Raw genomic sequence first — 26,801 nt, forward strand, 5'->3', positions numbered from 1 at the left:
GAACGAGTTGTGGTGTGCTCGACCGGGCATCACTATTGAGGGATGAGGGGCGATGGCGACGTTCACGGACTCGAGTTGGTGACGTAGCGCTCCATGATAGATCTCCCATCTGGGCTGCATTGGCTCTCGATTCTTGCCGGCATGGAGTGGCCGGAGGGCAATGAAGACGAGATGTGGGCCATGGCCGAGGACTGGCGCACGGCCGCAGATGGTCTTCGTGGCCTGGTAGACGACGTCGACGCCGCCAAAGATGCTGCGTTCAAGGCATATCCGCAGGGCGACGGCGTCGAGGACATGCTCAAGGCCTTCGAGGGGATGGCCCGCGGCGACCAGTCGGTGACCAAGCTGGGCGAACTGTTCGACATCCTCGGCGACTCGGTGTATCAGACCGGCACCGAGATCGAATACACCAAGATCATGTTCCTGTCCTCGCTGGGCTTGCTGGCGCTGGAAATCGCTGCGGCGTGGATCTTTCCGCCGACAGCGCCCGCGGTGGAGGCCGCCGCGATCGGCGTGACCCGCGTGGTGGCGCGGGGAATCTTCGGGCGCGTGCTGGCCGCGATCCTGCGACACGGCGCGAAGGCCGTGATCACCCGGGTCCTGAAGTTCATCGGCCAGCACGTCGCGATCGACACGGCGCTGGGCACCCTGCAGGAACTCGGCGTCCAGCAGTGGCAGGTGGATCAGGGCCACCGCAAGGAGGTCGACTGGAACCAGGTCAAGGCGGCCGCGGTCTCCTCCGCCGCCGGTGGTCTGGCGGCCGGGCCGTTCGGCCACTTCCTCGGCAAGCGGCTCGGCGACGGGATGTCGCCCTGGCTCAAGGGTGCGATCACCGGCACCGGTGCCGGCCTGGTCGGCGCGGGCGGCGGCATGCTCGGCCAATTCGGGTACGAGGGCATGACCCAGGGGTGGGATCAGGCCTGGAACAACCTGAAGACCGCGGCGTCCGACCCGCTCATGTGGAGTGCGGGTGCCACCAACGGTGGGCTTTCGGGGCTGAACAAGGCCGGGGCGAATTCCGCGTGGTCGGCGATGAAGCCCGGGTTGTTCGAGCGCCCCAGCTTCAGCTCGCAGGTTCGCGATGCCATGCCCGGCCACGACCTCGGAACGTTCGGGCAGAACGACGGTGCGGGCGGCGACGGGTCGTCCAACCGTCCCGGCGGGGAGGGCGAGAACCGGGCCGGAGCCGACGACGAGGCGACCGGTGCCGGTGGTGACGACGGCGTGCGCGCGGGTGCGGGCGACGACACCATGGGCGACCAGGGCTCGGGTGAGTCGCGGGCCGGCGCGGGTGACGACGGCCAGTCGATGCGCCCCGCCGGTAGCACGCAGTCGCCCGAAGGAGAAGCCCAAGGGCCGACGAATTCCGAAGAGGGACGGGCGAATCAGCAGTCCGGCGACGACGGACAGTCCTCGGCAGAGGGCGGCGCGGGCGCTGGGCGACAGGATTCCAAGCCCGAGGTGCAGGGCGGTGAATCGCAGGCGGGCGACGGCGGTCGTCAGGACGGCAGCGGCCGTGCCGAAGGGGAAAGCCCTGCGGCACAGTCGGATTCCGGGCAGGACAAGTCCCGGGCGGGCGAGGCCGACCAGGCCGACGGCGCGAGCGTCGGCGAGGGCACGCGCACCGACGCGCAGTCGAGTGGTCAGCCGGTGACGCAGGTCAACGATTCTCCGGCGACCAGCCGGGACACCGCGACGCAGGCCGGGGCGCCGGTCGGCGCGGGTATGACAGGTGCCGGGCCCGCGGCGACGGCGGGGCCCTCGCCTGCCGCGACCGGTCAGGCGCCGGTCACCAATCAGGCCGCGACGCCGACGACCGGTCAGCCCGCCGCGAGCCCCGCTCAATCGCCCACTGCGCCAACGCAGTCGACGCCGCAGCAGTCCACGCCGGGCCAGCAGGCGCCCGCGCAGGGTTCGCAGCCGGCGGCCCGCCCCGGCGCTCCGGAAGTCCGCGCGGGGCTGACCGACGGTGTGCAGCCCGGATCCGACATTCGTTCCGGCGCACCGGAAGTCAGAACCGACAACCCGACTGTCGATGAGTCGAGGGTGGCGGACCCGCAGGGCACCGCCGAAGATCCCGGTGCGACGAGTCGACCCGATGGTGAGAGTCGCGCGGGTGTCGGTGAACAGCGCGGCGCCGGTGTGGCAGAGACGCCGCTGCAGGGGTTGCAGGCCGCGCCGGGCGAAGCGCCGCCGACCCGCGCGGGCGAGCCCGAGGCAATCGCCGACCGGACTCGTGCCGGGGATTCGGAGGTTCGCCCGGAGTCCGACCCGCTGGCCGATATTCCGCCGGTGGTGCCTATCGTCGGTGCGGATCCGGGCGCGAGCCCGGCCCGGCCGGGCCCGGAGACAGGTCGTCCCGGGCGACCGGGCGCCGACGACACCGCCTCGCCGAGGGACCGCGCCGACTCCGGCGATGATCGCAGGCAACCGCAGCCAGACGACAACGACAGCGGCCCGGTCTACGACACCCAGCTGCCCAACGGCCAAGGCGTCGTGCACCATCCGACCGGCACGGCCATCGGTGAGGACGCCCGCACGCACCGGGTGAGCGAGAATGTCCGCAACGACGGCTCCCACGACGTGGTCGTGCACGGGCGGCGCGACGGTTCGGTGACGCCGAGCAACGGGGACCCGGTCCACCCGCGCGACATCGTCGACGCGATCCGCAGCAACCCGAATTATGTTCCAGGAACGCCGATCCGGCTGCTCTCCTGCCACGCGGGCAACAGCAAGGGTTGGGCGCAGTACATCGCCGACCAGCTCGGCGTCGATGTCACCGCGCCGACCGATCGCGTCGGTGTGCGGCGCGAGCCGGGCTCGGACCCGGTGATCGATCGCGGTGGCAAGTGGCGCACGTTCAGCCCGGAGTCCGCGACGACACCGAGCGATACACCTTCGCCCAGAACGGATTCCGATCCGTCCGATCCTCGCGATCGTGACACTCTCGACGGCGACGGCCCACCACTGGATCGCGATCTCGTCGACTTCATGAGCGACCAGGACCCGCCGACCCGCCCGACCGCGATGTCGTTCCTCCAACCCGAACCCGGGACCGTCAACGCACCGTTCAGCCGAACGCCCGGTGTCGACGCGCATCTGCTGGGCGTGCTGGATCCGAACGACCCGATGGTGCAGACCGCGGGCGACCCACCCCGGATCACCCATGTCGGCGGGGAGCCGATCGACGAGTTCTCCCACCGGCTCAGCGAGGAGCGTGGCCAGGCGTTCGTCGACGCGTCCACGCCGGACGCGGCCCTGGTCGCCGACTACGAGCAGCACAAGGCCCAGCAGCAGGCGCTGGAAACCGCGAAGTCCGACAAGGGCCGGGCGGTGCGCGATGCCGCGATGGCCCTCAAGGACGCCCGGGCAGCACACACCCGCGCGGTCGAGGCCGCCGCGGACGCACGCAACCGTGGCGCCGCGGACGCCGACGCGCTCGACCGCGCCGCCGCGGACGCCGCGGACGGGGTGCAACGCGCGGAAGCAGGCGTCGCGGACGCCAAGCAGCAGGCCGCGGCGGCCAAGACCGCCCTCGACAACTTCCTGGCCGCCGACGCGGCCGAAGCCGAGGCAGGCAATTCGCCCGCCAAGCGCTTGGAGAAGGCCGAAGCCGAGCGGCTGCCCGGCAAGCGGCGGGGCCACGTCACATCCATCACCATCGACCGCCTGACCGGTCGCGTGTACGAGGCCGCCAACGGCACCTCCGAGCAGCGCATCCACCCCAGCGAGCTGCACCCGACGCTGCACGACAACGTCGCCCGCTACCAGGACCCCACCGACGCCTACCACAACGGGCGCGACCCGGCCCATTTCCCGCACACGGACAACCCGCTGGGCCACGCCGAAGTGCGCGGCACCAACGCCGCGCTGCACGACCGGGAACTGCTCAACCAGCAGCGTGGGCCGGACGACCAGCTGCCGACCGATTTCGACGGCCTGGCCTCCATTCTCAACTCGCCGTTCGTCCCCAGTCGTGGCGTCGAAGCGCCCTGCTGCGCCAACTGCACCCGGGTGGTGCAGGGCACCGAGAGCACCGCGGGCCACATCATCGACGAAGGGGCACCCCGGGTCGACCCGCTGCGGCACGCCGATCTCGAACAGGCGGCCAGGGACGGCAATCCCATCGAACCCCGGTTGGTCTCACCCGAATATCCGGAGACCGACTTCATGGGCGACGACGATGATGTCGCCGGTCCGGATCGCGGATCTGATGATTCGGTCTCGAGCGGAATGGTTCGTGGCGACGACGGGTTGTTGCGCCGGCCTGGCGATCGGCTGGACAGCTATCGAGATCCGGACGGGACCTGGCATCACGTCGATGACCCGGCGAACTCTGTTCGAGACCAGCGATTCCGTCTCCAGCGCCCCGAAGGTGGGTTTTTGCGCGGCGACCCGCTCGTCGACAGCGAATACCTCCATGAGGTGCAGAAGGGTGATTCGGAGACGCACACCATGCGCGACTCGGATCGCGCTGACGCATTGAGCGATGCCTCCGACCGTCGGATAGAACTCCAAACCGAGCGCAACGGGGTACGAGACGACCTCGATCGCCTCATGGGTGAGTTCGATGTCAAGAACCGACATGATCTGGCGCCGGAGAAGGTCGCTGGGAAGATCGAAGATCTCACCGCGGAGGTCATGGCCGACGAATCGCTGACCCCGGAGGAGATGGTCGCCAAGCTGGAGTCCCTGGCGGATCTGGAGTCCGTGGCCGAGCAGTACTACAAGCTCGGCACGGAGATGGTCGGCGTCTCGAAGTTGCTCGGTGAGACAGCGGGACTCGATGTGGCGCTGAGCCGACCCGGGGCGGTGCTGCTCACGCCGTTCGTCGGCGCGTTCGATGGTGCAGGCGTCGTCGATATCGCGTCGTATGTGCCACCCGCCCATGCTGATTCGCCGCCGACCCTGCTCGTGATCGAGGCCAAGGGCGTCGGCGCGGGACTCGGTGGTTCGAAGATCGCTCGCGCGGAACAGGGTTCTCCCGAGTACCTCCGGCGCACGCTGGACATGGATCAGAATCTGCGGCGCGTTCTCAACGAGATACCGGAACAGATGCGCGCCCGCGGTATTGATCCCGACAGTCCCGAAGGGCGCGCACTGCGAGAAGCCGTCGATGCGCTGCGCACAGCCCGCGACAACGGCACGTTGCAGGTCGAGTACAAGCTCGTCCACGCATCCGAGAAGGGCAAGGTGACGGTCACCGAACTGTTGCTCGAGCGAGACGGCACGAACCTGCTGGCTGATGTGCCCTTGCCGTTCGCCGCCGATCCAGCAGCAGCCCTGAACAATTCACCGGCACCGGACGGTCATTCGGAAACTCGAAACGGTGACGACCGGATCGACTACATGGACGACGACGATGTCTTGCCGACGGACTCGTCCGAAACTCCGGCCTCCCGGACCGACGATGCGGCCGACCTCGGGCCGGCGATGTCGAAGATCACACCGGTGCCCGAGACTGCCGATGATCCGGGTTCCAGTGATGTGCCCCATGCGAAGGCACACCTGCTCGGTGAACTGGACGGCGACATCGTCCGAGACGCCGACGGCGAGATCGTGTCGATCGATGGTGAGTACATCGACGACTACGCGCGTCGACTTGCCGCCGACCGCGCGGCCGACTACGCGACGGCGGCCGATGCTGCCAAGAGCCAGCGGGCTGCCGACATCGTGGCTGCGGAGGCCCAGCGCAGCGAAGTCGAGCGGCGGCTCGAAACGGCGAAGAGAGCGAAAGTGGACGCGATCGCCGCGCTCAAACAGGCGGCGCCGGAGGACAAGCGTGCTGCTGTCCAGGAGCTGAAGCGAACTGAGGCGACGTTCAATGGTCTGAGAGAAGAACTCGACCGCGCGCAGAGCGACTGTGTTCGGGCGTACGACACCCAGAACCCCATCGGCCCGGTCATGGCTGTCACGATCGATCGCCTCACCGGCCGGGTCTATGAGGCTGCGAACGGTCCCAGCGGCAGCCGCATCCAGGTCGACGAGCTCCATCCGCGCGTCGACGAAAACGTCAGGGCCACAGGTCAGGACATAGCGCAGCTTGCACGCGGGGTGAGGAGCGAGCAGGCGTTCCCGCATGGTGACGATCCGTTGCGCCACGCCGAGGTACGGACTACCAACGAAGCTCTGCACGATCGCGACCGGCAAGGTGCGCCGACCGATCGAGATGCCATGCGCTCGCTGGTGCACGCTCCGGTGAGTGTCGGTAACCGCGACCACCCCGGAATGCTCTGCTGTGCGAACTGCACCAGAATGGTGTCCGGGACCGAAAGTGCCGAAGGCCATTACCGGAATCACGATGGCTTCGATCCGAAGGATCCCATCGCACCCGAGCGGCGTGCCGACCTGAACGGCCAGCTGAATCCCGATGGCACCCCCCGCAAGCCAGGATTGGTCTCGTGGGACGGCGCGCCGCGTATCGACGACGGCACCGACTTCATGGGTGACGAAGACGGCGAAAACCGTCAGCGCAGGCCGGACTTCGCCGATCCCGAACCCGAAACGCCGCAGCGTGAGGTGCGCGTCGAACTCGGTGCGAACGGAGAAGTCGTCGCGCTGCACATCCAGCTGGCCGACGGGCAGTGGGTGGTCGCGCGGAACGACGGCGACGAGGCCACGCAGAATGTGCCCGCGCGCAATGACGCCGACATTCCCGAAGTCGACAACCGGAATGCCCTGCGGAAACTGGTCGACGATCTCAATGCCGGGTATCAGGGGCTGAATCTCAAGTACCCGTCCGGATCGGGTCTCGACGGGCGCGGACAGACCGCGCTGCGCGACGGCGTCAGTGGCGGCGCGCATCTGCTGACCGACCCGCCCGCGTCGCCGGCACCCGCGCATCCCGCGCCGCCGTTGGACGGTCCGATGATCAGCGAACCGCCGCCCGGCGCAGGCGATCCCGCGTTGAACGTGGCGCGGATCGGCAAGGAGGGGCTCACCTGGTACCACAACCGTGAGCACATTCCGGTTATCGGCGGGATACTGGGACGCGAGGCGGATTCGGCAGGCGATTACCGCCCGGTGTACTTCCCCGACGGCACCGAATACCGGCCGTGGATCTCCGACGCCGATCCGAATGCGGTGCGCGACACCGTGCTCAGCGAGCTGCGGGCCAACCGGATGGACGCCGACGAGGTCCGCGACATCCTGAAGCAACTGTTCGCCGATGCTCGCGATCCGCGGCTGCGCCAAGACCTGATCGACGATCTGGAATTCAACGGACTCATCGACACCGACGAGGCGCGGGCGATGGAGGACGCACCCCTTCCGCCCGCCGAGGCGCCGCCGGAACAGCAGGGTCCGCCGCCTGAGGGCGAGACGCTGGCCGAGATGGCCGAGCGGCTCGGTATCGATCTCGACGGTGAGGGAGCTCGGGATGTGCGCCGGGCGATCGATCTCCAGAGTCACCGGCTGCTGCGCGAGATCGGTGCGATCGAGGGCCTGGCCGACGCGGCACGCCGAGCCGACGAGGAACAGACCCGCCCGTACCGGCGTGCGGATCATCCCGCCGACCCGGCGCCTGCCCCTGACGACCGGACCCTGCACGGACCGGACCGTCTGCGCGAGCTCGAGTCGGACGAACCACGCGACGACGCCGACTATTACGACGACGACGAACCGGGCAGCGCCGACCCATCGCGGAGTCACTGGGGCGACACCAGTGCCCCACGCCCGGTGCCGTTCTCGCGGGAGGTCAGCTTCCTCGACAAGGATCCGCTCGGCCGGTTCCTGCGCGACCTGATCGTCGCCTTCGAGGGCGTCACCTCGCTGCGCGACTACGACCGGGTCGGCAACGGCGCGGACCGGCTGCCCGAATGGGCCAGCTTCTCCGATGATCGGGAGCCGGGCCGGGACGAGGCGCGGGCCCGCGAGTTCTTCGAACACGCGCTGCGCCGCGACCAGCTGCGTGACGAATTGTCCGGCTGGGCGGCGATGTTCGGCCGTGACCTCAGCGATCTGTCCGGCGATCGCATGGAGCCGACGCTCAACGAGCTGCGTGACGCGGCACGGCAGCGGGCACAGAACCTCGCCGATTTCATCGCCGCCGCGCAGCCGATCCTGCAGGGTGACGGCGCCGAACCGGTGGGCAAGTCCTACGGTGATCAGGTCGCGCGGGTGCCCGATGCCGACGGCGGGCCGGACCGGCTGCTGGTTGTCGACGGTGCGCTCGACCGTGAGGAGGCGCTGGCCCGCGCGCTGCGGGACAACCCGGAGCTGGCGATCGACATCGACAACGGGGTACTGCGGCCCGACTTCCGGGCCGTGCACGCCGACGGCGCGGGCAGGCAGTTCCTCGATCCGGTGGCCACACCGGAGGTGCAGCACATTCGGCGCACCGTGGACGGCGCCGAACTGCAGGTGACGATGATGCGCGGCGAGGACGGCGAGTGGCGCCCGGTCCAGGCGACACCGGAACCGCCGCACGCCCCGCGTGACCGTGCGGACATGGTTCGCGAAATCGTCGATCTGGCACGGCAACTCGGTCTGGGTCCGGCCGCGCTGCACCCGGACAATATCGACGCCACCATCCGCGCGCTGCACCTGGACAACGCGGTACGCGCCGGGCAGGCCGAGGCGCTGTTCGATTACGCCCGCACGATGGCCGACATCGAGACCTTCTACCTGATCGGTGACGCGCGCGATCAGCTGACATCGCGGCTCGGTATCGCGGAGAGCGAGCTCACGCCGAGACGGATCGCCGAGGCCCTGACCGATCCGAAACAGCGGCGCGGCAAACGCCAGCAGCAGTTCGAGGACCTGCTCGACGGGCAGCAGCGCGAACCGAGCAAGACCGCGGGCTACTCCCAGCAGCTGCGCAACGTCGACGCGGCCGCGGTCAAGGCGGCGCAGGAAGCGCTGATCAAGGCACTGAGCCCGGGGAATCCGGAGGCGCTGCGCCCGAAGGTCAGCAAGACCGACCCGCGCACCGGCCGGTCGAAGGTCGGCCCGGCCGAGAGCGGCATCGATCCGGCCAAGCTGCGCAAACTCGTCACGCGGATGCACCGGCTCGGCGCGGGCGACCATGCGCGGGAGGCGCTGGCCGCCTACGCCGACGCGCTGATGCGCATCGACCCCTACACCGATCATCCCGCGGGCACCAGAGCGGCTGATCCGCGCACCACCGGCGACCCGCACATCTACGACCGCGACGCGATCCACGGCCTGCGTGATGTGGTCGGCGCCGCCGAGCCCGGTGCGAATCCCGCCGATTTCGCCGCCCAGGTCGCAGGCAACATCGCCCGCTCCTATGGCGCGGACGAGCCGGTCGGACCGAATGATCCACGGCCACAGCCGAATCGGGACTGGGCACGCTTGGTCGGAGTGGATGTGTCCACCGCCGACGGTGCGAAGTTCGTCGAGATCTACGAGGCCTACCGCGACGGCAAGATCGAGAAGCACGAGGGTCTGAGCCCGGAGAAGCTGGCCGCCGAGATCGCGGCCATCCGCGAGGAGATCCGCCTCAGAACCGAGCAGCTCGAGCAGCTGAAGGCGCTCACCGACGAGTTCTACCGGCCGGTGGCCGACCTGCCGCCCGCCGAGGGAACGCCGGCCAGAGAGCACCCCGGCTCGCAGCCCGACGCGTTGCCCGAGGGGCGGCGCGGGCTGCCCGCGGCGCCGGAGGGCGGCAAGTCGGGCGGGGGTCCGCGACCGGTTGGCCCGCAACCGGATTCGGGCCGACCTGATTCCGAGGTGCCGCCCGAACGCGGCCGCGACCTCGACGATCGGGCCGACGCAAAGCTCGACCAGACCATGCGCAAGCTGGACGAGGTCGCCGGCGAACTGGCCGAACCGATTCCCTCGCTGGACGATCTGGTCGGACCGGGCGAGCCGGTCGATCCGCTGGCGATGATCGACGACGCCGTCGAACGCCAGAACAAGCTGCACGACCAGGCGGACGAGCGCCGCGCCGACGGCGCCGATGCCGCCCTGGAGGACACGCTGCGTGATCTCGACGGTGTCGACGCGGATCTGGCCGCGTTGGAGTCGTACCTGCGCGCCCAACGGGATTTCGACGCCGCGCAGGCGGACATCGCCGCCAGGTTCGAGGAACTGGCGGCCAGGGACGCGGAGACCGCCGCGCAGCGCGGCGATGACGCCGACGCGGATTTCGCCGTGCGCGCGGCCGACCTGGCCGCGCTCGAGTCCTACCTCGCCGCGCAGCAGCAGTTCGACGCGTTGCGTGCCGAACTCGCCGAGGCCGCGCAGACACGGCCCGACGAGCTCGACGCCGAGGCGTTGGCCGACGCGCAGGCCCTCGAGTCGTATCTGCGGGCACAGCAGGAATTCGACGCTGCCCGTGCGGAAATGGCCGCCCGGTTCGCCGCCGCGGTCGAACGGCAGGGTGGTGCCACGACGCCGGACAGTGGGGACGGGTCGACAAGCGAGAGCGGCAACGGTTCGCGTTCTGAGGGCGGTTCCCGCGACAACGACGGTTCGCGCGAGGACGACGGTTCGCGTGGCGATGACGACGATTCGGGGGATCCGCCCGCGGCGCAGACGGCGCCCGGCGGCCCGCCGTCCAAGCCGCCGTCGCGTCCGCCGACCGCGCCGAGCCCGGAACCCGAAGAGCCTGCGAAGAATTCGTCGCCACTGGACTTCGGTCTGCCCAAGACGCCCGCCGAACTGGCCGTACCCGGCGACGCCGTGCTGGATCAGCCGGTCACCGACGGTGTCGACGCCGGCGACGCACCCCAGCGCGCGTACCAGCGCAGAGACTTCCTCAACGATGTCCACCAGTTCCTTCAGGAACTCAGCGATCTGCCGCCCTCGGCCACCGCCGACACGCCACCGCTCACCCCGGAGCAAGCCGAGCAGGTCCGCGTACTCGCCGAAGCGCTCGGCCTCGGTGACGCGCTCACCGGTCAGCGTGATCCGCTCGGAGCGCTCGCCGAGATCGCCGATATGGCGCGGGCCCGCGGATTCCTCGACAGCGCACTGGATCCCGACGCCGAACTCGGCACACCCATGCGGTATCCGGACGACTACGAGCCGCTCGACGTCGACGAGTTGCAGGACGGGCTCGACCACTGGCGGGTCGAGGGCGATCCGCAGGTGCGTGCCGAGATGGCCGAGGAACTGCGGCTGGCCGGACTCGACGACGCCCGACCCTCCGTCGGCGCCGATCCGGAGCCGAACCCGCAGGCCACGCCGCTGCACCCGTCCGCGATACTGCCGCCGGAAGACGGTGCGCGCCGGCCCGGCGGGCCGAGGATCGAGCCCGCGCAGCAGGCGATGGATCGCCTGGCCGCCAGGTTCGGTGTGGATCTCACCGATGCGGGTTCCCTCGACGCCGCCCGGTACCGCCAGTTGCTGCGGGCGGGTGCGGTCGAGGCGTTCGCCGCCGCGGTCCGGCATGCCGAGGCCGCCACCGATCCGCAGCAGCGGGCGCTGCGCGAGGCCATCGCTCGGCGCTGGGCGGCCCGGCTGGGACTGCCTGCCGACCCCGGTCTCGTCCGCGCCGCCGACGACCTCAACCGGTTGCGCGCAGGGGTGACGCGCGACGCCGGTGATATGGCGCACCTGTATCAGATGGTGCGCACCGAGCTCGACGACCGCGTGCTGTCGCTCGACGTCGACGGCGACAAGATGCTGGTGCGGCTGGTGGCCGACGGGCCCGACGCCTGGCATCTCGAACCACTCGCGCGCATCGAACCGAAGCCGTTCACCTCGACCGCGGACAAGGCGGTCGAGGTGCCGCCGAAGAAGAACTGGCTGCGCAAGCTGTGGGACCGGCTCGTCAATCGCGGCTACTACGGCGACAATCCGAAGTACCCGTCCGGATCGAGCATGGACGGTGCCGGTCAGTCGATGCTCGGCCACAGTGCCGGGCTGCCGTTGACCACGGTGAAGGACTCGACGCCAGGCCAGCCAGGTGGCGAATACGACCAGCTGCAGATCAAGTTCAATCCGGCGCGCATCCTCAAAGAGGGTGTGCTCATGTGGCAGAACCGCGAGCTGGTGCCGATCCTCAAGCACCTGTCCTCGCGGATCGCCGATCAGGCGGGCGAATTCCTGCCGCTGCGCAATCTCGACGGCAGCGAGTACAAGCCGTGGATCTCCGATGCCGACCCGCAGCTGCGCCGTCAGATCGAGCAGGACCTGCGCGACGCGGGGCTGGAGCATCTGCTCGAACCGGAGAGCTTGTCGCCCGGGGAGCTGGCTGCGCGGGAGCTGAAGGAACTCGCGGATTCTGATGAGCCGGTGCAGATTTCGAGCAAGGGCGAGGAAGTTCCCGCCGTTGCCGAACCGCTGCCGCCGTGGCTGCGGGATGTGGTCGACGCGGTCAACGGGCGAATCGCCGATGCGACCGTGCTCGAAGCGCTGGCCCGCGAACTCGGGGTCCAGCTCACCGATTTCAGTGAAGAAGGGCTGCGCAAGGCTGTCGCCGAGGCCGAATACCGGTTGCTGCGCCGCGACGGTGTGATCCAGGCGCTGGAAGCGGCCGCGCGATTCTTCAACGCCGAGCACGCGGACATCCCGTTCCGGCCCGCCAACTTCCACAGCAACGACCCGCTCGGCGCCTACCTCAAGGAAGTCGTCGCGGCCAAGGGCGACGAGTTCAGCTTGCGAATGCTCAACTGGCGCGGGGTGAACAACGGCGGCGAATGGGTCAACATCTGGGGCGATCTCAGCGACGACGGTGGCGATCCGACCGTGCACGCCGAGGACGCACGCAAGATCTTCGACGACGCGCTGCGCCGCGCCGGACTGCGTGACGAACGGTCCACCTGGGCACACCTGGCCGGGGCGGACTTGGAGGCGCTGGTCAACAATCTCGACGGCGAGATCGCGAGGCTGCGCGGGCAGCTGGACGACAACGTCGGAGTACTCGGTGAACTCACCCAGCGAGTAGCCGATTTCAACGACAGCGACAGCGGCGATCGGCTCGTCGTCGACCCCGAGAACGGCAAGATCGCGATCGTCGACACCGGGGCCGGACACGAGGCCGCGCTGGCCCGTGCGCTCGCCGATGCCGATGCCGACTTCATCGACCGGCTCAACCGTGGCGAGGTCGACATCGAGATCCGGGTGGTCGGGATCGATGACGGCGGCCGCGTGCACATCCTCGAGGTCGACGCGCCCGAGGTGCGGCACCTGCGCACCGAGGTGGACGGGCGCACGGTTGACGCGACGATGGTGCGCGACGGGACGCAGCCGTGGCGGATGATCGAGCGGCCGCCCACGGGCGCCGAGCCGGATGCCGGTCTTCCCGCCGTGGCGGATGACACGAATCAGCCTGTGCCGGAACCCCGTTCGCTGGCCGAGCTCCGGGCCGACATCGCCGAGGTGGCGCAGCGGCTCGGCATCGACGATCCGTCGAACCTGGCGGGGGAGCAGCTCGACACGCTGCTCGCCGAGCAGGAACGCGCCAATCAGGTGCGGGCCAGGCAGGTCGAGGGCCTGGTCGACTACGCGCGCAGCGCCGACGCGATCGACAACTTCAACGCGCTGCACAATGCGCGCAGTGCGTTGGCGCTGCGCTTCGGTGTCACGCCGGAGGCGCTCAGCCCTGACGTGATCGCCCGTGGGCTCGCCGATCCGGCGACGCGGGTGGAGCTGCATCGTCAGCGGTCGGCGAATCTCACCGATTACGCGAAGCTGCTGCGCGCACTCGACCCGGCGGCCGTCGACGCCGCCCGTGACGCGCTCGCCCCCCATCTGGGCCTGCCGCGCGGTGCGCTGCCGCTCGACGCGGCGGTGCTGGCCGAGGCGCTGTCCAACCGGGCCGCGCGCGGTGACATCGACGATCTCGTCGGGCCGCTCGCCGACTACGTGCGGGCGCTCGCGAAGGTCGATCCGTACGCCGACAACCTGGTCTACGACCCGGACACCGACCCGCGCGCCATCGGCGACGACCCTCCGGTGCACCTACGCGACGCCCTCGACTTCCTGCGCGAAGTGGGCGCCGACGACCTCGGCAACCGGTCGCCGCTACCCGCCGCCCCCGAGGACGCCGTCCCCGGGCCGAGCCGCGACCACGCGCGTCTGCTCGGTGTCGACCTCACCGACGCCGACGACAAGCGGGTGGCACAGGTTTACGAGTGGTTCCGCGACGGCCGCATCGACAAGCACGAACGCCTGACCCTCGAACAGCTGGCGCGGGTGCACGAGGAGATCCGCGACGAGATCCGGCAGCGCGCCGCCGACATCGCCCGCCTGCGCGAGCTCCTCAACGAACCGTTCGTCACCGACCCCGAGATCGACGCGCCCACGTCCCCGCCCGCGGTAAACGGTGGGCCGACCCACGGTGCTCCCACTCCGGATTCCCCCGCACTGCCCACACCTGATCCCGCCACGCCTGCGCGCCCCGGTACACCCGCGCCGCCGGCATTGTCTGCGGGTCCGGATGTCAACGGCAACAACCAGGTTCCGCTGGCGTTGCCTGCGGGGCCGGATTCCAATGGCGACGTCGGCACGGGTCGGCCCGGTATTGCGGCTGGGCAGGCGGATCCGTCGTCCATCCCGCGTGAGCCTGGTGCGGATGTAGTTGTGGGCGAAGCGGATCCGGACACACCGACATCGGGCGTTGAACAGGCCGATACTGGTCGGGTCGAACACGAAGGGTTCGACACGGGCCAGGGTGCGCGTCGGCCGTCGGTGGACGATCCGGATTCGGGTGTCGATGACGGTGAGCCGACCACGGCCGGAGACTCGGACAAGGGTGGGGACAACGCTGATTCGGGGGATCCCGACAAGAGCTTCGACCTGGTGGATCGGGACGGTGGTTCCGACAGGGACAGCCAGGGTCCGCCGCGGTCGCCCGATGGTGAGGGGCGGCCGGGAGTGCGCAGACAATTGCCGGGGTCGGCGATGCGTTCGCACATTCCGCATCCGCCGCACGAGTACGAGGTCGAGCTCGACGTGCCGGTGTTCGACGCTGTCCAATGGCCGGTGCCGCCGCTGGTGCTGACGCCGGAGACACCGCTGCCGCCGGAACCGCCGAGCCAGCCGGAACCGCCGCGCCCGCCGAGCCAGCCAAATCCGCCGTGCCCGCCGGATCAGCCGAATCCGTTCGTGCCACCGAAACCTCCTCTGCCGCCGGGCGAACCGCTGCCGCCGGTTCCACCCGTGCCACCGTTGCCGCCCGCGCCGCCGGTACCGACGCTTCCGCCTGCGCCGACGCTTCCGCCGGTACCGCCGCTGCCGCCGGTACCGACTGAGCCGCCGCTGCCACCTGTGCCGCCGTGGCCGACTGAGCCGACGCCGACTGAGCCGGCTCCGAACGAACCGACGGTGCCGTCGTGGCCGGTCCAGCCGACACCGCCGGGCGGAAATCCACGTCTGCCGTCTCTTCCGCCGTGGGGAACGCAACCCCCTGGCTCGGGCATGCCGGATCAGCCGGGAGGCGGTCAGCCGTTCCCGCCAGGCAATGGTCAGCCCTATCCGCCGGGTAGTGGTCAGCCGTACCAGCCGGGTAATGGTCAGCCGTTCCCGCCTGGAAGTGGGCAGCAGTACCCCCCGGGTAACGGTCAGCCGTTCCCCGGTAGCGGTCAGCCGTACCCCGGCAACGGTCAGCCGTACGCGCCTGGAAGTGGTCACCCGTACCCACCCGGTAACGGTCAGCCGTACGTGCCGGGCAATGGTCACCCTCCGGGCAATGGCCAGCTCTACCCTCCGGTGAGCGGAAACCCGGCCCTCGACCAATCCGGTTGGCAGCAGCCGGGTACCGGTAATCCGCAGGGTGGTGCGCCGATGTATCCGCCGCCCGCGATGCCGCCTGCCGGCGGGCAGGGCGATACCCGCAGGCCTTATCGGCCGGAGTATCAGCCGCCGACCGAGCACATCGTGCTGCTCGTCCGTCCGTACGGCGGTGGCGTGCTGGCCGAGTTCGATCCGCGGTCCGGTTCGTTGCGGCCCGCGGCGCCGGGACAACTCGGCGCCGACGGCCTGTACGCCGATCTCGGTGGGGTGACGGTGATCTTCTATCGGCTCGCCGATCGGCTGATGGTGCAGGTCGGTGCACAGCCGATCGAGCTCACCTGGGCCGCGCACGTGGGCTGGGAGCGTTCACGGCAGCGGATGACGCGGTTCACGGTCGCGGTCGACGGCAGGCCGATGGGTGAGCTGATCTACCGTTCGCTGCCGCCGGAGCTGGACCTCGGCCTGCTGATCCGTAACGTGGTTGCCGATCCGGCGGGCCGGATGACAATCTTCAGCGACCGAGTCTGATGCGATCGGAGAGGTTTCGAAGGTGAGTGACGATCCGATCGAACTGAGCGATCCGGATGTGGTGATCGACGCGGCGACCGGCAGGTTGTCGTATCGGGGTGAGCCCTACAGCGGTGCGGTGACCCAGACCCGCCCCGACGGTACCTGGCGCGAGTACTGGAGCTACGACGATGGCGACCGCGACGGTGACTGGACGGGCTGGTACCCCGACGGCACCATGCGCTACAACGGCGAGTTCTACCGCAACCGGCCCGTGGGCACCTGGCAGGAGTGGTATCCCGACGGCGCCCGCCGCCTGGAGGACGTCTACGACATCGAGGGCACGCTGCTCACCCACTCGGTCTGGAACCAGGCGGGTGAGGTGATCGAATTCGAGGACGAGCGCACCCGCAAGGACATCGCGGCCGACGCGTTGCCCGCGGACGATCCCGCGTTCCGCTGGGACGACGAGGAAGGCCGCATGTACTACGGCGCCGAGCCGTTCACCGGCAGGCAGTTCCGCCGCCCGGCACCGAGCAGTCCCATCACCGACCTGGCCGGCTACACCGACGGCTACCCCGACGGTCCGACGCGCGGCTGGTACCTCGACGGCACCCCGCGCTACACCGGCGAGTACGCCGATCGGCACGAGGTGGGCCGATGGTGCACCTGGTTCCCCACCGGGAATCGCAAGGAAGAAACCGTTTTCGCCCCCGGCGGCGCGTTGCTCACCCGGACTGTGTGGGACGAGGCAGGCACCGTGACGGCGCGGTACGGCGAGAACCAGGACTAGGCAACAGGAGTGCGCAGTGGCTGACGAGCTGGCCGGGGATCCCGATGTCGGATTCACCCTCACCACGGTGGTGGCCGACGACGACGGGATCACGGATCGGGCCGCCGCCCTGAGTCATCGCATCGCGAAAACGCTGGCGGCGCTGGGTCCGCCGGGCTGGACCAAGGTCGAGGCTTCCTTCGCGCTGACGGCGGCGGCCGAGGTGTCGATGGTCGTGTTCCACGATGAGCAGGAGCGTTTCGCCCGGGTGTTCCCGAGCCCGGAACTGCTGGATCTGCTGCGTGAGCACCGGCACCTCTCCGCGTCGATGGGCGACGGGCCGTGGTGGCGCTACCTGCTCACCCTGAGCAACGCGGGCCGGATGAACGTCGAATACGACTACGGCGACGACCCGTTCCCGGACGACCAGCTCTTCCCGCCGACGGTGTACCGCACCGACATCGAGATCTATCCGCGCGACCGGCTGCCGATCTGGCTGGCCGCCTACATCGGTCACGGCAACCGGCAGATCCGCACGCCGCTGGCCGCGGCCGAGCAGGCGCGCGCCGATACCGCGGCGGGCCGCACCGCCATCGGGTCGGCGCCGGACGTGGAATTCCCGCCGCTCGATCTCCTGGCCCGCCGGTGGGCGCTGATCGCCGCCGCGTTCGTGGCGATCGGCTCCAAGTGGGGACCGCGGGTGACGCCGGCCTTCCACGTCTTCGAGGGCTCGAAACACAGCGGCTCCACCCTGTGTCTGCTCCCGGGCGATCGTGCGGTGCTCTCCGGCGGGGTGTGGGACGCACCGGAACTCGACGCCGTCTACAACAAAGACCTCCCGATGCCGCAGTTCTTCCTCGGGGCGCCCGATTGGGTCGCCGAGCCGGTGATCAACCGCCGCGCCGAGAACGGTCTGCTGAGTTTCTGCTATTGGTGGGAGGGCGGCCGCTGGTATCGGGGCGCGTCGGCCGGCGCCGACGCGCTGACGTCCGCCGTCCCCGGGATGTGGGACACCAGGACCGTTGTCGACGTGCTGACCGGCTTGCTCGGCGCGAAAGCGGGTCAGGCGCAGAAGGAAGCGGTCCCCGGCCTGGTCGAGGCCGCCGAGCGTGGGGCCGTGGCCAGGGAGGCGTTCACCCGCGTCTTTCCCGACGATGTCTACAACGTCGATTCCGCCTGGTTCCAGCTGAATCTCGCCGGTTCGGCGGGCACCCACACCGTCGGCCTGGCGACCTGACGTACGGCGTCGTGCTGTTGCGTGGGTGTGGCAGTTGTGGTGTGCTCGCTAACCGACGGGCTGGGCGCGACGGCCCGCGAGTCGGAGGGAACCGGGAATGGCCAACGAGCACGCCAAGGCACAGATGGCGGACATCCTCGAGACTGTCCAGACCCAGATGCGTGCGATCGCGCAGGTCCAGCAGGACCGCGCCAAGATCATCGCCAGCGCCACCGTGCGCAAACGGGTGACGGTGACGGTCAACGCCGACTACAAGGTCATCGAGACGAAGTTCACCCCCGACATCGACGACCTCACCTACACCGAGATCGCCAAGGCCGTCACCGAGGCCGCGCAGCAGGCCTCGGTCGAGGTGGCCCGCAAGACGCAGGCGCTGATGGCGCCGATCCAGAGCGAACGCGCCCGCCTGCCGAAGATCACCGAATTGGTCGACGACATGGACGGTTTCGCGATTCCGCAGCCGGTGGAAGCCTCGCTGGAGCCGCCCAACTCGCCGGAGCGGGAACGACTCTCGACCGACGAAGACGACGGATCCCGTGATCCGTCGCGGCCCGCTACCGACGCGGGCTGGTGATCGCGATGGTCGGAGATGGTCGAACCATCGCCACCAGTGAGATCGCTGCTGTACATGCGTAATTCATGTGACAGACCGTAGAATCGTTAGCAAGCCGTGCGAATCGGCGGTGTCGTGGTAGCGGTGCCAGGCGGGGCGCGAGGCGACACCGGTACGGACAGGGAGGGTCGACTTCATGACGGGACCATCGGCGCAGGATCAGTGGGCGGGGCTGCGTTCGGCAGCCTCGGACGGATCGCTGATGCTCGAGCCGTCGGCGCTGCCGAACCTGGTCGAAGCCGCCAACAACGCGCGCTACTGGGTCAACTCGGTGAAATCCCAGGTGGACATGGTCTCGAACCTGCCCGAGTTCTCCTCGCTGGAGTCGGGCAAACAGCTGTCGAAGCAGTTCGAAGGGAAGGCCGGTCAGCTGCAGACCGTGCTCGGCAAGCACGAGACGGTACTCGACAATGTCGCCAACACCTTTCTCGACGCGGCCCGGCATTACAAGGGCGCCGAGGACGGCAGCAAGGTGGATCTGGACGCGCTGCGCACCAAGATCGAGCAGGGTAGAAGCGCAGGCATGGCCAAGACGCCGCTGCCGCCCACGGTCGTCCAGTTTCCGGCGGTGGCGACCGCGGTCAACCTGCCGAAGATCCTGTCCGACGGCAAAACCTTCGATCCGGCCGGAATGAAGGCGGAGGGCCCCGGCGGCTACAACTACAACGAACTTCAGGCGATCATGAATTCCCTGTCGACGGTTCCCGGGAATCTGGCTCACACCGCGTTGTATTGGGGCAGATTGGCAGGCTGGCTCAAAACGGGTTTCGACGACCTGAACGCCAAAGTCGAAGCGAGCAAGAAGAGCTGGACCAGCCCGGGCGGCGCCACGCGCGCCATGTCGGCGATGTCGGCCTATCACGAGGCCAACGGACTGCTGGTCGATCAGACCAAACAGGTGGCCGCCGCACTCGATTACACCGTCGGCTGGATCAACGCCACCTCCAAGGGGCTGGCGACCGCGCTCATGTTGCCCCGGTGCTACTCCGATCCCAACGGCTCGCAGGCACAGGCCGACAAGGAAGCCTGCGCGAAGAACGGCCGCCAGGTCATGTGGAACACCTACGTTCCCGGACTCAACAGCACCACGAGCCACATTCCCACGCTGCCCGATCCGACCGCGCCGTCCTCCGGGGACGGAACCGGCAACGGGAACGGAAACGGCAACGGGAACGGAAATGGGAACGGCTCCGGAAACGGCAGCGGGAGCGGCTCCGGTTCGGGGAGCGGATCGGGTTCGGGCGACACCTCCGCCGCGTTCAAGAAGGCCATGGCGGAGCTGCAGGAACAGAAGTCCGGTAGCCAGCTGGGTAATGGCAGCGGGGATACCACGGGCAACGGCTCGCCGGGGTCGACCGGTTCGACGGGATCGACGGGGTCGTCCTCGACCGATCAGCTGACCTCGGCCCTGCAATCCGGTCTCGAACAGGCCAGTTCCGCCGCGCAGTCGGCCGTGGAACAGGCGACCTCGGCCGCGGAACAGAGTGCCCTGGCGGGTATTCCGAGCTCCGCGGCGCTCGGTTCCCTGCAGGACCAGGCCAAGAAGGCGCTCAGCGCGGCGAGCAAGGGCGGCGGTGGCGGCGGTGGCTCGGGTTCCGGCGGTGGTGGCGCCGGTGCGGGCGCCGCGCCGCTGTCGCCCAGCCTGGACAGCGCGTCCAAGCTGTTCCCGCGGGCTTCGGCCACCACAGGGATGGAGGGCTTCCGCACGGGCGTCGCGTCGTCGGCGGCCGGTTCGCCGATGGGTGGTATGCCGATGTCGCCGATGGGTGGGGCCGGCGGTGGTCAGGGCCAGCAGAAGGAACACAAGCGGGCCGACTACCTCGACTCGACGACCCACTTGGACGAAGCGCTCGGTGACGCGCCGATCGTCGCGAGGCCGGTGGTGGAACAGTGACGCCCACCTGGGAATTCACCGGCGACGAGTTCGATGCGCTGTGGGCAGGCATCGACGAGGAGTACATGCCGGACCCGTTCATCCACAGCAGTGAGCCGAGCACCTCCGATGCGGCGGAGTTCACGCTGAAACACAACTGGATGACGATCAAGCAGCGCTGGGGGCACGAGCTCGACGACATCATCGACGTGCTCACCCATCCCGATATCCGGCTGATCGTGCGCGGCTACGGCGGCGGCGAGCGACTCACCGATCCCGCGTTCTCGGTGCGCATGCTCGCGGCGCGCAAGGGCGACGTGGGCTATCTGGTGCGCCAGCGCCCCGGCCGCACCCTGTACCACGCTGAGGGATTCGTGATCACCCGCCATGATGCGCTGTCTCTCGGTGACGTCGTCGCAGGCCACCTGCCCCCGGCGGAAGCGGGGCGCGGCCAGGAGATCCGCCTCGACGAACCGGCCGACGACCAGCTCGATCACTCCTACGGCCGCTCGCTGGTTCAGCACTACGACGACGATGCCGCGGTGCGGACGCTGACCTTTCAGCAGGCGCCGCTCGACCGCGACGGTTTCATCGACATCGAGCAGGGCTGGTCGCGATTCGGTCCGCGCGGCATCGTGCGCTTGCGGCTGGGCTGGCGCGACCTGACCGACGACGGTCGCTACGTGCTGGTGCCCGGCACGCCGCGGGTGGCGGTCGGTGCCGATCGCAGGCGGGTGGTGTCGCTGATCAACACTCAGATCGCCGAAGTTGTCAGAGCCATCAGGGACGATCGGGCGTAATGATGCCGGGCCAGACGGAAGGGGGAGTCGTGGACGAGTTTCCGACCGAGTTCAGCGCGTCGTCGGTGACGGGCGCGATCGTGGTGCGTACCACCGAGCAGGGGTTGCCGGTGGGGATCACGGTGGATCGGGAACAGGTCCGCCGCGACCCCGCCGAGCTGGCCGCCGAGATCCTGCGGTTGTGCCAGAAGTCGGCCAAGCGGGCGGGTCTGGCACGGCGTAATCAGCTGGCGGAGGCGGGGTTCGACCCGGCGCTGCTGGCGGCGACGGGTTTGCCCACCGAGACCGAGGTCGCGGCGGCGGAGATCGTCGAGGAGCAGGAATACGACACCGAGCCGGACAGCTGGCTGCGGTCGGTCTAGCGAGCGAAGAGGGGAGGACAAGGCGATGGTCGAGACCATGGACGAGCTGATCGCGAAAGTGCAGGGTCAGCTCTATCGGTTGCAGGATCTGGCCGATGCCACCAATGGCATCCGGGCGCAGGAAATTTCGCCCGACGGCGCGGTGACGGTGACGGTCGACGGTGCGGGCGCGCTGGTCGGGCTCGAGTTCAGCGCGGCGATCGCCAAGTTGTCACCGGCGGATTTCGAGCGGGTGCTGGTACAGACCGCGCAGGCCGCCGCGCACCGCGCCTTCGGTGAGCGAGCCGAGCTGGTAACGGCGTACAACCGGGCCGGTACGTGAGATTCAACTGATCTTCACCGCAGATTTGTGTGGTGTCAGGGCCGGACGGGTAGATAAAGTAACGAAACACCATGGGCTGTTTCGAGATTGGACGATAGCCATGAACCATGTTGCGGTAGTTCCGGACGCAGTTCGTGCGTACGCGGGTGCCTCGGCCACGATGGCGGCGGGGGTCGCCCAGGCAGGCGCGGTCGACCAGGTCGCCACGATGGCCGCCGCGGTGCCCGTGTTCGGCCTGATCGGCCAGGAATTCCTGATGTCGTTCGCGTACGCGCAGGCCAACCACCTCACCTCGGTGGCCCAGCTGGCCGCGGTGCACGCGGGTACCGCGTTGACCGCCACCCAGGCCGCCGCTACCTATGAGGGCGCCGACGGCGCGTCCAAGCTGGGTATCTCGGCGGTCGATCAGTAGCGATGACGTATCCAGGGGGAGATTCGGCCGGCGTGGCAGCGTCGGTCGATCCGACTGTGCTCGAGGTGCTGCGCGGTAGTTCGTTTGCGCCGATGCTCGATCAGCCGGTGAGCCAGGTGCTCGGCTCGATGGGGTTGCCGCAGCTGCCGCAGCTGCCCGAGTTCATCCAGCTGCCGGAAATGCCCGCGCTGCCGACGATCGATCTGACGGCGCTGATGCAGCCACTCACCGAGCTGGCCTCCGCGTTCGGCACCGGTGCGCTCGGCAGTACCGGCGCGACCTCGGGCACCGGTACGTCGAGCAATCCCGCTGAGGCACTGACGAATATCTCCTCGGTGCTCGAGACCGTGATGTCGCTCGGCTCGACCGCGCTACAGACGGTGATGCAGCTGTGGCAGAGCGCCGCGGCGACGGAGGCGACCACCAAGGCGACCGCGGCCCAGTCCGACGGCGCCAAGCTCGCCACCCAGAGCACCCAGGAGAAGGCGGTGCTCGCCCAGGCGGCGGGCAATGTCGCGGTCGGCGGCGCGAAGCTGGCCGCGGTGATCGCCCGGTACTCGGCCACCCTGGCGCTCGCTCCGCTCTACGTGCTCACACCGGGTGGTCAGGCGGTGCTGATCGCGGCGACCATGGAGGCGATGGCGGAGGGTCTGGCGATCACGGCCGAGACCAAGGCCGAGATGCTGGCGCGCAGCGGCGAGATGGTGCAGGCGGGTGAGAAGGTCGAGGTGACCAACGCACCGTCCGGCGTCGACGCGGGCAGCGAGTCGCTGAGCCAGCTGATGAGCCTGATCACGCCGTTGATCAGTACCGCGAGCACCGCGGTCTCCTCGCTCGGTTCGCTTGCCGAACAGGTGAGTTCGCTGTCGACCAGTACCACCGGCTCGACGACCACCGGTACCGAGATCTCCGCGACCGGTGAGGAATCCGCCGAGGAGCTGGCCGCCGCGAGTGGCGGTGGCGGCGGAGGCGGCGCGATCGGTGGGGTCGGTGCGATCGGCGGCGTCGGGTCGTCGTCGTCACCACTGAGTCCGTGGCAGGGCGGTCGCGCCAGTGGTCTGTCCACTGTGGGTGCCACCGGTGCGGTCGGCGGCGCGGGCGGCACCACCTCCGGCGGCGCGAACATGACCACGGCATCGGCAGGCGGCTCGTCGCCGGGAATGATGCCGATGGGCGGTGCCGGCGCGGGCATGCCGATGGCGCGCGCGGTGGAGGGCGGCGGCAACGAGGCCGTGCACTCGCAGCTTGTCACCGGAAACCACGGCGACGAAGTCGTCGGCCAGATCGCGGGGGTGGCGACCCCGGTCGTCGGCGCCGCCGAACCGGTGGTCACCGATGCTCCGCCGGACAAAGAACTCTCACTGTGACGCGGCACGACCATGACAGGAGTGGCAGATGAGTAACACCTTCGAATTCGATTCGGCCGCGGCGAGCAAAGCCGCGGCAGCGCTGGACGGCATCGCCGACCGGCTCACCACCGAACTGACCGCCGTGGCACCGGCGCTGCACGTGGCACCGGCCGGTACCGAGGAGGTGTCGGTGCGCGCCGCGAACACGGCCAACGGCGTCGCCGACGACTACCTGACCGGCGCCGAGGCGGGTGCGCACGAGATGAACAAGCTCGCCGCCACCTTGCGCGCGCAGGTGAGCGAGTTCGACCAGATGGAAACCGACAACACCAGCGGCTTCAACGGATAATGATCGAACCACCGCAGCCCGGCTTCACCGGAGTGGTGTGGGAGGCGCGCGAGCCCGACAAGCTCGCCACCGACCTCACCGCCGGTGCCGGACCGATGCCGATGGCCGACGCGGCCGCCGCCTGGACGCGGCTCGCCGCGGCCTTCGGCGCGGCCGTGCTCGACTACGAGCAGGTGCTGCAGACCTTGCGTGGTTCCTGGAAGTCCGGGAGCAGCGAGCTCGTGTGGGAACGGATCTCGACGCTGCGCGAGTGGTTGCTCGAGACCGCGGCGGCCGCGACCGCCAACGCGGCCAGGATGCAAGCCCAGGTCCTCGCCTACGAGGTGGCGGCCATCGCCATGCCCAATACCGCCGACATCGCCGCGATCACGGCGATGCAGCAGGCACTGGAACAGGTCGGCGCCGCCCTCGGTGCGCCGATCAAGGCCATCGCGGCGCAGACCGACGCCGACGCCGACATGGCCAAAGCCGTTGCCTCCCGGGTGATGCGCAGCTACGAGGCGGCCACCGAACCGCTGGCGACGCCGTGGTTGCACGCGCCGCCACCGCCGATCGCCCCGGAAGCCGCGCTCACCGGCGAGAAGTCGGGTCAGAGCGCGTCGCCGACGCCGAGCGCCGGGGCGATGCCCGGGATCGGCGCGATCGGCCTCGGCGCGCTGCCGTCGATGCCGACTCCGGTCCAGACTGCTTACCGTGCACCGACTTTCGTTCAGTCAGCGACCACGGTCGGAACCACGGCACAGACTGCGCCGGTCACCACCGCCCCGGCCGGGCAGTCGGCGCCGCTCGTCCCCGGCGCGATGGCGCAAGGCGGCGGCCAGGACTCGGCTTCCCGCTTCCCGCGCGCGGGCCTGGCCTACGAGGAGTCCGACCAGCTGGTCGCCGAAGGCGAGATCCAGGCCGCGCCCGCGGTGCTCGGCGTCGCCGAGCGCGCCGCCGCGCAGACCGGCGGCACCGCCACCGCGGAGGGACGGCCATGACCACGCTCACCAACGACGCGCTGCTCGCCGTCGCCGACCGGCTCGGTGTGCAGACCCTGCCGCTGGTGCTCGCCGTCGGCCCGCAGCAGGACACCTTCGACGCCTGGCGCGCGGCCCGCGACGCCGCGGTCACCGAACTCACGGCCACCGGCATCTTCGACAGCTACGGCGATGTCGAACCCGATTTGGCGGGCGCGCTGCACACCCTGGCCCAACCCGACGCCGAACTCGTCGCCCGTGGCTACGGTGACGACGGCAGGCGGCGAATCTGCCTGGCCCGCCGCGGTTCCGGTCATGCCAGCGCGGTACGCACCGGCGAGACCTTCGAGATCGCCACCGATGCCATCGACGGATCCGACCGCGAACTCGCCCGCCTGCTACTGGCCGCGCTGCCGACCTGCGCGCCCGCCGAGGTAGCGCCGGTGAGCGTCGCTGCCGACGACCTGGCGGCGCGTCTCGACGCGGCCGGCACAACTTCCCAGTACGTGGACGCGATGTATGCGCTCGGTATCGACGCGCACCAGGCGACCGTGCTCGGCGCGGCCTTCGGCACCTGCCATGGCTACACCGAGATCGTCGCCGTAGTCCACCACGACGGGCTGACCACCCGAGCCCCTGGCGCGGTCGCGGTGTACGACACCGCGCGCGGCCGGATCGTCGTAGCGCCGATGACGGCGCCCGACGGGCAGGTGTGGTCGACCATCACGCCGGGCACCGATCACCGCCTCACGCAGGCGATCGGTGCGCTCCTCGAGGGGCTTCCCGGTGGGGGGTGGCGGCCAGATTAAGCCATCTCTCGTTTCAACCATCAAGTAGGAAAGGTTCGGCACATGCCCCCTCAGGGACCAGTAGGTGTAGAAGCAGGCGGCGTAGACGGCGTCGTCTCCAAGCTCGAAAGCAGCATCGGCAACCTCCGCACGTCGGTCGGCCAGATCGATGACGCCGCCCAGGCCGTGCTCCGCGGCTGGAAGGGTGACGCCTCCGACGAGTTCGTGAAGGTCGCCCAGGCCTGGCACGACGAGTCCGATGCACTGAACAAGAAGTTCGACCGGCTCACCGAAGCGGTCAGCTCCGGCAAGTCCACCCTGGTGAACATGGACGGCCAAGGCCTGTCCGGTGGCGGTTCCACCGGCGGTGGCGGCGGCTACACCAACCTCTGACCGCGATTCAGACACGAACAGGAACTGAGCTATGACCATTCTTTATGATCCCGCGGCGATGAACGAGCTGTTCAGCGACCTGCAGACCTACGGCGGGAAGATGAAGGGCGAAATCGACGAACTCGAGGGCGCCGCTTCGGATTTCCGCAACAACCTGCAGGGTGACCAGGCGATCTCGACCTTCGACACCGCGCACAAGAACGTCACCACCGAGCTGACCGACACGCTCGACAAGCTCGACAAGCTCGCCGCTCAGGTCGAGTCCGCGCTGAACCGCGCGCTCGAGGCCGACGGCAAGGTCGGCGACGGTTTCGCTGATTTCTAGGAGCTGAGTTATTGGAGCGCTGGCGCGCTCGAGCGCGGCCCCTGAGGGGCCACCCGAAAAACGGGGCGGGACTCGTGCCTTCGGCACTTTGTCCC

15 protein-coding genes are annotated in these 26,801 nt (G+C 69.3%); all 15 read left to right on the forward strand.

Going from position 1 to position 26,801, the window contains the following annotated elements; translation table 11 throughout:
- Nucleotides 1-93: 93 nt before the first annotated feature.
- The 15 genes from ACWGCN_RS06980 to ACWGCN_RS07050 all read left to right on the forward strand — a co-directional run bounded on the left by ACWGCN_RS06980 (nucleotide 94) and on the right by ACWGCN_RS07050 (nucleotide 26,706).
- Nucleotides 94-16,173, forward strand: coding sequence for a WXG100-like domain-containing protein (locus tag ACWGCN_RS06980; RefSeq protein ID WP_452458630.1), 16,080 nt, complete (start codon nucleotides 94-96; stop codon nucleotides 16,171-16,173).
- A gap of 22 nt (nucleotides 16,174-16,195) precedes the next feature.
- Nucleotides 16,196-16,945 (forward strand): toxin-antitoxin system YwqK family antitoxin, encoded by a 750-nt coding sequence (locus ACWGCN_RS06985; protein WP_452458629.1) that lies wholly within the window; start codon nucleotides 16,196-16,198, stop codon nucleotides 16,943-16,945.
- Nucleotides 16,946-16,961: 16 nt separating this feature from the next.
- Nucleotides 16,962-18,161, forward strand: a complete 1,200-nt coding sequence (locus ACWGCN_RS06990; protein WP_378993633.1) for a hypothetical protein — start codon at nucleotides 16,962-16,964, stop codon at nucleotides 18,159-18,161.
- A 97-nt stretch (nucleotides 18,162-18,258) separates the two neighbouring features.
- Nucleotides 18,259-18,735: a YbaB/EbfC family nucleoid-associated protein gene (locus tag ACWGCN_RS06995; RefSeq protein ID WP_452458628.1), complete on the forward strand. Its 477-nt coding sequence runs from the start codon at nucleotides 18,259-18,261 to the stop codon at nucleotides 18,733-18,735.
- Between the two features lie 175 nt (nucleotides 18,736-18,910).
- Entirely contained in the window at nucleotides 18,911-20,668 is a 1,758-nt protein-coding gene (locus ACWGCN_RS07000; protein WP_378993632.1) for a hypothetical protein, read from the forward strand.
- Nucleotides 20,665-21,447: an ESX secretion-associated protein EspG gene (locus tag ACWGCN_RS07005; RefSeq protein ID WP_378993631.1), complete on the forward strand. Its 783-nt coding sequence runs from the start codon at nucleotides 20,665-20,667 to the stop codon at nucleotides 21,445-21,447. Before ACWGCN_RS07000 ends, ACWGCN_RS07005 begins: the two co-directional genes overlap by 4 nt.
- Before the next feature lie 29 nt (nucleotides 21,448-21,476).
- Nucleotides 21,477-21,809 carry a hypothetical protein gene (locus tag ACWGCN_RS07010; protein ID WP_378993630.1) on the forward strand — a complete coding sequence of 111 codons (333 nt, stop codon included), beginning with the start codon at nucleotides 21,477-21,479 and terminating at the stop codon, nucleotides 21,807-21,809.
- Nucleotides 21,810-21,834: 25 nt separating this feature from the next.
- Nucleotides 21,835-22,131: a YbaB/EbfC family nucleoid-associated protein gene (locus tag ACWGCN_RS07015; protein ID WP_452458627.1), complete on the forward strand. Its 297-nt coding sequence runs from the start codon at nucleotides 21,835-21,837 to the stop codon at nucleotides 22,129-22,131.
- 100 nt (nucleotides 22,132-22,231) lie between these two features.
- A complete protein-coding gene (locus ACWGCN_RS07020; protein WP_378632320.1) occupies nucleotides 22,232-22,543 on the forward strand; it encodes a type VII secretion target in 312 nt (103 codons plus the stop codon).
- 32 nt (nucleotides 22,544-22,575) lie between these two features.
- A complete protein-coding gene (locus ACWGCN_RS07025) occupies nucleotides 22,576-23,910 on the forward strand; it encodes a hypothetical protein (RefSeq protein WP_452458626.1) in 1,335 nt (444 codons plus the stop codon).
- Nucleotides 23,911-23,938: 28 nt separating this feature from the next.
- Nucleotides 23,939-24,241, forward strand: coding sequence for a PE family protein (locus ACWGCN_RS07030; RefSeq protein ID WP_358062216.1), 303 nt, complete (start codon nucleotides 23,939-23,941; stop codon nucleotides 24,239-24,241).
- A complete protein-coding gene (locus tag ACWGCN_RS07035; protein WP_452458625.1) occupies nucleotides 24,241-25,221 on the forward strand; it encodes a PPE domain-containing protein in 981 nt (326 codons plus the stop codon). The genes ACWGCN_RS07030 and ACWGCN_RS07035 overlap by 1 nt, the downstream gene beginning before the upstream one ends.
- A complete protein-coding gene (locus tag ACWGCN_RS07040; RefSeq protein WP_378993626.1) occupies nucleotides 25,218-26,009 on the forward strand; it encodes an ESX secretion-associated protein EspG in 792 nt (263 codons plus the stop codon). The genes ACWGCN_RS07035 and ACWGCN_RS07040 overlap by 4 nt, the downstream gene beginning before the upstream one ends.
- A gap of 42 nt (nucleotides 26,010-26,051) precedes the next feature.
- Nucleotides 26,052-26,381, forward strand: coding sequence for a WXG100 family type VII secretion target (locus tag ACWGCN_RS07045; protein WP_378993625.1), 330 nt, complete (start codon nucleotides 26,052-26,054; stop codon nucleotides 26,379-26,381).
- 31 nt (nucleotides 26,382-26,412) lie between these two features.
- Nucleotides 26,413-26,706 (forward strand): WXG100 family type VII secretion target, encoded by a 294-nt coding sequence (locus ACWGCN_RS07050; RefSeq protein ID WP_378632332.1) that lies wholly within the window; start codon nucleotides 26,413-26,415, stop codon nucleotides 26,704-26,706.
- Nucleotides 26,707-26,801 lie beyond the last annotated feature (95 nt).

The sequence above is a fragment of the Nocardia sp. NPDC055050 genome, from assembly GCF_053608345.1.